We start from the raw sequence: 7,622 nt of genomic DNA, 5'->3' as shown, positions 1-7,622 counted from the left end.
TTAACAATGGCATCCTTTATTTTCTGAATGGCCTCATCCTTTGGCAGGATACCAGATATTGCAAAGAAACAAGTTTGCAATACCGTATTTGTCCTTTTCCCAAGATCTGCATCATGAGCCACTTTAGTTGCATCCACTACATAGAATTTCGCCTCTTTTTCAATGATTCCTTGTTGCATCTTTTTGGGAAGTTTGTCCCATATATCCTCTTTGGAAAAAGGAGAGTTTAACAAGAAAGTTCCACCAGGTTTTAAATCGGCAAGCATATCATATCGTTCAATAAAATTAAATTGATGACTTGCTATAAAATCGGCTTTGTCTATTAGATACGAAGAGTAAATTGGTTCCGGTCCAAAGCGCAAATGCGAAATAGTCTGCGCACCCGCTTTTTTGGAATCATAGACAAAATATCCCTGAACATAATTATCGGTTGTATCACCGATTATTTTAATGGAGTTTTTGTTCGCTCCAACAGTACCATCTGATCCAAGCCCGTAAAACATACAATTGATAGTTGTACTTCTCACTTTAAAATTATCATCGGATTCCAGACTGGTATGAGATATATCGTCATTTATACCAACTGTAAAATGATTTTTGGGCTTATCCTTTATTAGTTCATCAAAAACACCTTTTACCATTTGCGGTGTAAATTCTTTAGATGACAAACCGTATCTGCCTCCTATAACCGAAATATTTCTATCGCTCTCTACCAGTGCAGTAATCACATCCTGATATAATGGTTCGCCGATGCTTCCCGGTTCTTTAGTTCTGTCCAGAACTGCAATTTTCTTTACAGATGCAGGTAGACTTTCTATAAAATGAGATACAGAAAATGGCCTGTATAATCGAACAAATACTACTCCAACCTTTTCATCTTTATTTGCCATTGCCTCAACAGCTTCTCTTACAGCCCCCTGGCCAGATCCCATAATTACAATAACCCGCTCGGCCTCAGGGTGTCCCAAGTAATAAAATAGGCTGTACCTTCTTCCGGTATGCTTGTAAAATTCATCCATGACTTCCTGAACAATGCCCGGAACTTTTTCATAGTAAGGATTAGATGCCTCCCTGGCCTGAAAGAAAACATCAGGGTTTTGAGATGTTCCCCTAATAACAGGATGATCTGGATCTAAAGATCTTTTTTTATGCTCCATGATCTTATCCTCAGGCATCATTGCTTCAATTATGTCATCAGGAATTGCATCAATCTTGGATATTTCATGTGAGGTCCTGAACCCATCAAAGATATTTAGAAAGGGAACTCTTGAACGCAAAGAAGCTATTTGAGAAATTAAAGCAAAGTCCATGGCTTCCTGAACAGATCCTCCAAACAGCATAGAAAAACCAGTTTGTCTTGTTGCCATTACATCAGAATGATCACCAAAAATAGACAGGGCATGGGTTGCCACTGTTCTTGCTGCTACATGAATTACAGAAGGTAACAATTCGCCCGCAATTTTATACATATTGGGAATCATTAGAAGCAAACCCTGGGATGCAGTAAAGGTAGTAGTTAATGCCCCTGCCTGCAAAGAGCCGTGTACTGCACCGGCAGCTCCACCTTCACTTTGCATTTCAACTATGCGGGGAATATTACCCCAAATATTATTTTGCCCTTTAGAACTATAAACATCTACATGTTCCCCCATAGGCGAAGCCGGAGTTATAGGGTAGATTGCACATACTTCATTCGTTTTGTGAGCAACTCGTGCAACGGCCTCATTAGCATCACAAATTAACTTTGGAAATTTTTTCATCATCGTGATTTTATTAATGCAGAAACAAGCAGATTAGAAAAATTTAAGTGTATTTATAACATATTTTTATTCCTACAACTGCAAGTGGTATTATTTTTAAATTTCGGATAAAATTAGGGTTATTACCAAAGGTATTCTATGACAAATGTCAGGTATTCCTTTACCAAATAATTTAGAATTAAGAGTATGAATGCTTAGAAGAAAAGGGCGAGCGCTATTTCAGATGATTTAACTAATCCTTCAAATAATAAGCACCCGATTCAAATTCAATCGGGCGCTTATTTTGCATTTATGTCAGAAATCAAGGTTTATTCACCATGCATCCAGACTTTTTTTCCTAATAGTTCTTCTTCAGTTTCAACGTGGTCCTCATCGGGAACACAACAATCCACCGGACAAACAGAAGCGCACTGAGGTTCGTCATGAAACCCTTTACACTCTGTACATTTATCGGTAACAATAAAATAAAACTCGTCCGAAACAGGTTCGTTTTCAGCATCAGCATCAACTTCTTGTCCTGCTGGAGTTGTTACCATTCCACTCAAAGCGGTTTCGTCTGAATACGACCACTCCTGATCTGGTTCATATATTGCATTATTCGGGCATTCTGAAACGCAAGCATCGCAGTTGATGCATTCATCTGTTATGATAATAGCCATAATTATATGTTTTTGAAATAATTGTCCGTAAATTTAATGTACCACAAATATCCATCTAATGATAAAAGTCATATTTCTTTATAAATGTCCAATTTATATTTGGCACCAATATTTTTGATCAGACTACATTTAAGTTAAAAATAAGCAAAAAATAAACATGTATAGATGATTGCTACAAAAACAAAACAAAATCAGGAAGTACTGGAAGCCGTAGTAGTAAGATTTGTAGGTGATTCCGGTGATGGTATGCAATTGACCGGAACTCAATTTTCTGACACATCTGCGATGTTCGGTAATGATATTGCCACTTTCCCTAACTACCCGGCAGAAATTAGAGCCCCTCAGGGGAGCCTTTATGGTGTATCGGGTTTTCAGGTACATATTGGCAGTGTTGAAATAAGTGCCCCCGGCGAAAATGTCGACCTTTTGGTTGCCATGAATCCTGCAGGGCTCAAAACTAACTTACATGCATTAAAACCAGGTCATACCGTAATTGTTGATACAGATGCCTTCTCCAAAAAGAATTTAGAAAAAGCGCAGTATGAATCCAACCCCTTGGAAGATGGAAGTTTGGAGAATTATGTGGTCATAGAAGTTGCCATGACATCACTGACCAAAGAATCACTAAAAGAGGTTGAGGGGCTAGACAATAAAAGTATCACCAGGAGTAAAAATATGTTTGCCCTGGGAATAGTCTATTGGATGTACAACAGATCTACAGAGCATACCATAGGGTTTTTTAATAAAAAATTTAAAACTAAGCCAGAACTTATTGAGGCCAATACGAAGGTGCTGAATGCAGGTTTCTATTTTGCGGAAACCCTGGAATTAATTCCCAATTCGTATACAGTTGCTCCTGCTAAAATGGCGGCAGGTACTTACAGAATAGTAATGGGGAATACTGCTACGGCATGGGGGTTTTTAGCGGCCGCTGAAAAATCTGGCCTGGAGCTTTTTTTAGGCTCATACCCTATTACTCCGGCTTCAGACATTTTACACGAGCTGGTTAAACACAAACACTTTGGCGTTAAAACCTTACAAGCCGAGGATGAAATTGCAGGAATCACATCTGCAATTGGTGCGGCTTTTGCCGGTGATTTAGCGATCACGACAACTTCTGGCCCGGGTTTGGCTTTAAAAGGTGAAGCTCTGGGATTGGCCATGATTCTGGAATTACCATTAGTTGTGGTTGATGTTCAAAGAGGAGGGCCATCTACGGGCCTGCCTACTAAAACTGAACAGTCAGATTTACTTCAGGCGTTGTATGGTAGAAATGGTGAGAGTCCGGTTATTATTATAGCAGCCAGTACTCCGTCTAATTGCTTTAATTATGCATATGAAGCAGCAAAACTGGCTATTGAACATATGACTCCGGTAATCCTATTGACCGACGGTTATATTGCCAATGGTTCTGCACCCTGGAAAATACAATCTGTATCTGAAATGCCCGAGATAAAAACCAAGCTGATAAAAGAAGCAAAAGAAACATGGAATCCTTATGACAGAGATGAAAAAACTCTGGCCCGCGACTGGGCAATCCCCGGAACATTTGGGTTGGAACACAGAGTAGGTGGTCTGGAAAAAGACAAAGAGACCGGTCAGGTATCATATGTTCCTGAAAATCATGAATATATGACCAGTGTCAGAGCTGAAAAGGTAAAGAGAGTTGAAAATTATATCCCAAAACTGAAAACTGAATTTGCTGATGAAGGCGATTTACTGGTAATTGGATGGGGTGGCACTTATGGCACCTTATATTCTTCGGTAAAAGAGTTAAAACAAGAAGGTTATTCCTCTGTTGGACTTGCACATTTTAACTATATAAATCCCTTGCCTAAAAATACGGAGGAGGTCTTAAAAAGATTTAAACAAATAGTAGTTTGCGAATTAAATACAGGCCAGTTTGCTTCAGTTTTAAGAATGAATTTTCATGGCATTGAGTTTTTACAATATAATAAAGTACAAGGATTACCTTTTGGTAACAGTGAACTTATAGAGGAATTTAAAAAAATAATGAAATAGAAATGGAGACAACAGCAACGCCGAAATATACGTTTAAAGATTTTGCCAGTGATCAGGAAGTAAGGTGGTGTCCCGGTTGTGACGATTATGTCATTCTCCGCTCCATGCAAAAGGCACTTCCCGAAATGGGCCTTAAAAAAGAAGATGTGGTATTCATTTCCGGTATAGGATGTTCTTCCCGCTTTCCATATTACATGAACACTTATGGCATGCACAGCATTCACGGAAGAGCCCCGGCCATAGCTTCGGGGGTTAAACTTGCCAACCCCAGCCTCAGTGTTTGGATAATAACTGGTGATGGAGATTCAATGGCTATAGGCGGTAACCATTTTATTCATGTGCTAAGAAGAAACCTGGATTTGAATATTGTATTGTTCAATAATGAAATTTACGGATTAACCAAGGGGCAATTCTCCCCAACTTCGCTGGTAGGACAAAAGACAAAATCATCGCCTTACGGTAATACTCAACCACCATTTTTACCGGGTGAATTGGCTATTGGTGCGCAAGCTCGATTTTTTGCCAGAATTGGTGGAAATACACCAAAAGAAATGACAGACATGTTTATTAAAGCCGAAAAATTTAAAGGCACTTCTTTAATCGAAGTCCTTCAAAATTGTCCGATTTTCAATGACGGTTGTTTCTCAAAATATACAGATAAAGCCGTGAGAGAAGACAAACAATTATTTGTTGAACATGGAAAACCGATGATTTTTGGTAAAGAACGAAACAAAGGACTGGTCTTAAACGGTTTAAAATTAGAAGTGGTGACCCTGGGAGAAAATGGAATTACCGAAGCGGATCTGATTGTTCATGATGCTGAAGAACAAGATCCAACCTTACATCAAATGTTGGTAAGGTCTGAATATCCGCTGATAACCGGTATCATTAGAAGTTTTCCAGATGTTACTTTCGAAGAACGGGTTGATGAATTAACGGAAGCCGTTAAAGCTGGTTCGAGCTTTACAAAGACTGATGATTTATTCTTCTCCGGAGAAACTTATGAAGTGAAATAACGTAAATTAGCCTATGGGTTCTGAAGCAATTATTGTATTTTTTCTTGCTGGAATTGTCCTGGTTGCAGGGGCGAATTTTTTATCAAATTTAATTTCTCACAAGTCTGATAACCCTCAGAAACGGGAACCTTACGAGAGTGGAATGACCACTATCGGCCCAACATGGGTTCAGTTTAAGGTAGGATATTATTTATTTGCTATACTATTTTTGATTTTTGATGTTGAAGTTGCCTTTTTGGTTCCTTGGGCTGTGGTGTTTAAAGATATTGGAGCAATTGCATTTTTTGAAATATTAATCTTTCTTGTCATTTTAGGGTTGGGCTTATTATATGCATGGAAAAAAGGAGCATTAAGATGGGAATAGATAAGACAAATGACCCAATGAGTCAGCCGGGTAAAGTTCCTGAAGACTTTCCGGGAAAAGTAATCCCGGCAGGCAACGGTGCCAATGTAATAGTGACCTCATTAGATAAAATTATTAACTGGGGCAGATCCAATTCCTTATGGTCTTTATACTTTGGAACGAGTTGTTGTGCTATTGAAATGATGCAGACCGGTGCAGCCCGCCATGATTATTCCAGATTTGGATTTGAAGTTGCCAGACCTTCGCCCAGACAAGCCGATTTGATAATTATAGCAGGGACAATAGTCAACAAAATGGCCCCTGTACTAAGACGCTTATACGATCAGATGGCCGAACCAAAATATGTTATAGCCATGGGAGCCTGTGCCATATCTGGAGGTCCCTTTTTCTACAACACGTATTCAGTAGTAAAAGGTGCAGACCATGTTATCCCCGTGGATGTATATGTGCCTGGTTGTCCCCCCAGACCTGAAGCATTGTTAGAAGGTATGCTGATGCTACAGGATAAAATAAGGACAGAAAATATGAAACATAAAATAAATCCAATTGACGGGTTTGATGAAGGCTTATAAAAAATAGATGAAGAACGAAGAATTACAGGAATTAATTGGCAGTTGGAGTCCCAATCTGACATTTACTGAAGAAGGGTCTCAATACCTCAATGTAACGGTTCCAATAGAAGAATTGCATGACATCATGTTCAAATTGAAACATAATGATGAAACAGATCTTGATTATTTGTTTTGCTTAAGTGGTGTAGATTGGGGCGAAGAACTGGGTGTTGTTTACCATTTGGAATCCACAAACTTCAGGCACATCCTTGTAGTAAAAACGCAAACGGCAGAAAGAGAAAATCCTGTTATAGATTCAGTTTATGATATTTGGGCAACAGCAGAGTTTCACGAACGTGAAGTATTTGATTTTTTTGGAATAATATTTACCAATCATCCTAACCTTAAACGCCTTTTCTTAACGGATGATTGGGATGGTTTCCCATTGCGAAAGGACTATGAAGACAACATTAATATGATTATCAAATAATCAGTTATGGAGACAACCACCCTTACCAGCAACTTTAAATCTGAAGAATATTTCATAAACATGGGGCCACAACACCCCGCAACCCATGGCGTTCTCAGGCTTTTGCTTACAATAGATGGTGAGATTATAAAAAAAGTTGAACCAGACCTGGGTTATATTCATCGTTCCATTGAAAAAATGTGTGAACGCGATAGTTATCAGCAAATAGTTCACCTAACGGATAGAATGGATTATTTGTCTGCCAACATAAATAATGAAGCCGTTTGTCTTACTGTTGAAAATGCTTTGCAACTTGAAATTCCGGATCGTGTAAAAGTAATTAGAACTATAATTGGTGAACTTACAAGAATATCCTCACATTGTTTATGGTGGGGAGTTATGGGTATGGATGTTGGGGCTTTAACAACCTATTTTTACGGCTTTAGAGACCGCGAACTCCTTAATGATATATTTGAGGAAACATGTGGTGCTCGCCTAACCATGAATTATAATGTCCCTGGTGGACTAATGTTTGATATTCATCCTAATTTTGTAAAAAGAGTTAAAGAATTTATTACACATTTCAAGACCAAGCTTCCAGAATACGACCGTCTGCTTACGGATAATGTCATTTTTCAAAAAAGAGCTATTGGTGTAGGTGTACTAAGCAAGGAAGACGCTATATCTTACGGGGCCTCCGGGCCTGTAGGCAGAGCTTCCGGGTATTCCTGTGATGTAAGAAAACACCATCCTTACAGTGCTTTGGATAAAGTAACATTTA

8 protein-coding genes are annotated in these 7,622 nt (G+C 38.8%); 6 read left to right on the top strand and 2 right to left on the bottom strand.

All coding sequences use genetic code 11. The features are described 5' to 3' along the window. Both nifJ and WBN20_RS03610 read right to left on the bottom strand, forming a co-directional pair. Positions 1-1,763: pyruvate:ferredoxin (flavodoxin) oxidoreductase (gene nifJ / locus WBN20_RS03615; RefSeq protein ID WP_424280732.1), on the bottom strand; the 1,763-nt coding region annotated here is incomplete at its 3' end. Between the two features lie 305 nt (positions 1,764-2,068). Next, positions 2,069-2,419 (bottom strand): 4Fe-4S binding protein, encoded by a 351-nt coding sequence (locus WBN20_RS03610; protein ID WP_424280731.1) that lies wholly within the window; start codon positions 2,417-2,419, stop codon positions 2,069-2,071. A gap of 165 nt (positions 2,420-2,584) precedes the next feature. Between WBN20_RS03610 and WBN20_RS03605 the strand changes: the two genes are divergently transcribed. The 6 genes from WBN20_RS03605 to WBN20_RS03580 all read left to right on the top strand — a co-directional run. Continuing rightward, positions 2,585-4,441 carry a 2-oxoacid:acceptor oxidoreductase subunit alpha gene (locus WBN20_RS03605; protein WP_424280730.1) on the top strand — a complete coding sequence of 619 codons (1,857 nt, stop codon included), beginning with the start codon at positions 2,585-2,587 and terminating at the stop codon, positions 4,439-4,441. A 2-nt stretch (positions 4,442-4,443) separates the two neighbouring features. Further along, positions 4,444-5,457, top strand: a complete 1,014-nt coding sequence (locus tag WBN20_RS03600; protein ID WP_424280729.1) for a 2-oxoacid:ferredoxin oxidoreductase subunit beta — start codon at positions 4,444-4,446, stop codon at positions 5,455-5,457. Positions 5,458-5,470: 13 nt separating this feature from the next. Continuing rightward, a complete protein-coding gene (locus tag WBN20_RS03595) occupies positions 5,471-5,821 on the top strand; it encodes an NADH-quinone oxidoreductase subunit A (protein WP_424273941.1) in 351 nt (116 codons plus the stop codon). Further along, entirely contained in the window at positions 5,812-6,393 is a 582-nt protein-coding gene (locus WBN20_RS03590; protein ID WP_424280728.1) for an NADH-quinone oxidoreductase subunit B, read from the top strand. Before WBN20_RS03595 ends, WBN20_RS03590 begins: the two co-directional genes overlap by 10 nt. Positions 6,394-6,400: 7 nt before the next feature. Next, the gene (locus WBN20_RS03585; protein ID WP_424271598.1) at positions 6,401-6,862 is read left to right on the top strand and encodes an NADH-quinone oxidoreductase subunit C; all 462 of its coding nucleotides are present in this window, start codon (positions 6,401-6,403) and stop codon (positions 6,860-6,862) included. 6 nt (positions 6,863-6,868) lie between these two features. Next, positions 6,869-7,622 (top strand): NADH-quinone oxidoreductase subunit D (locus WBN20_RS03580; RefSeq protein ID WP_424280727.1); only part of this gene is annotated, 754 nt, incomplete at its 3' end.

Origin of the sequence: Eudoraea sp. (assembly GCF_049665975.1) — a bacterium.
Lineage (GTDB): Bacteria > Bacteroidota > Bacteroidia > Flavobacteriales > Flavobacteriaceae > Eudoraea.
Note: the sequence above shows the minus strand (reverse complement) of the source record. Positions and strands in the feature narration are given on the sequence as shown.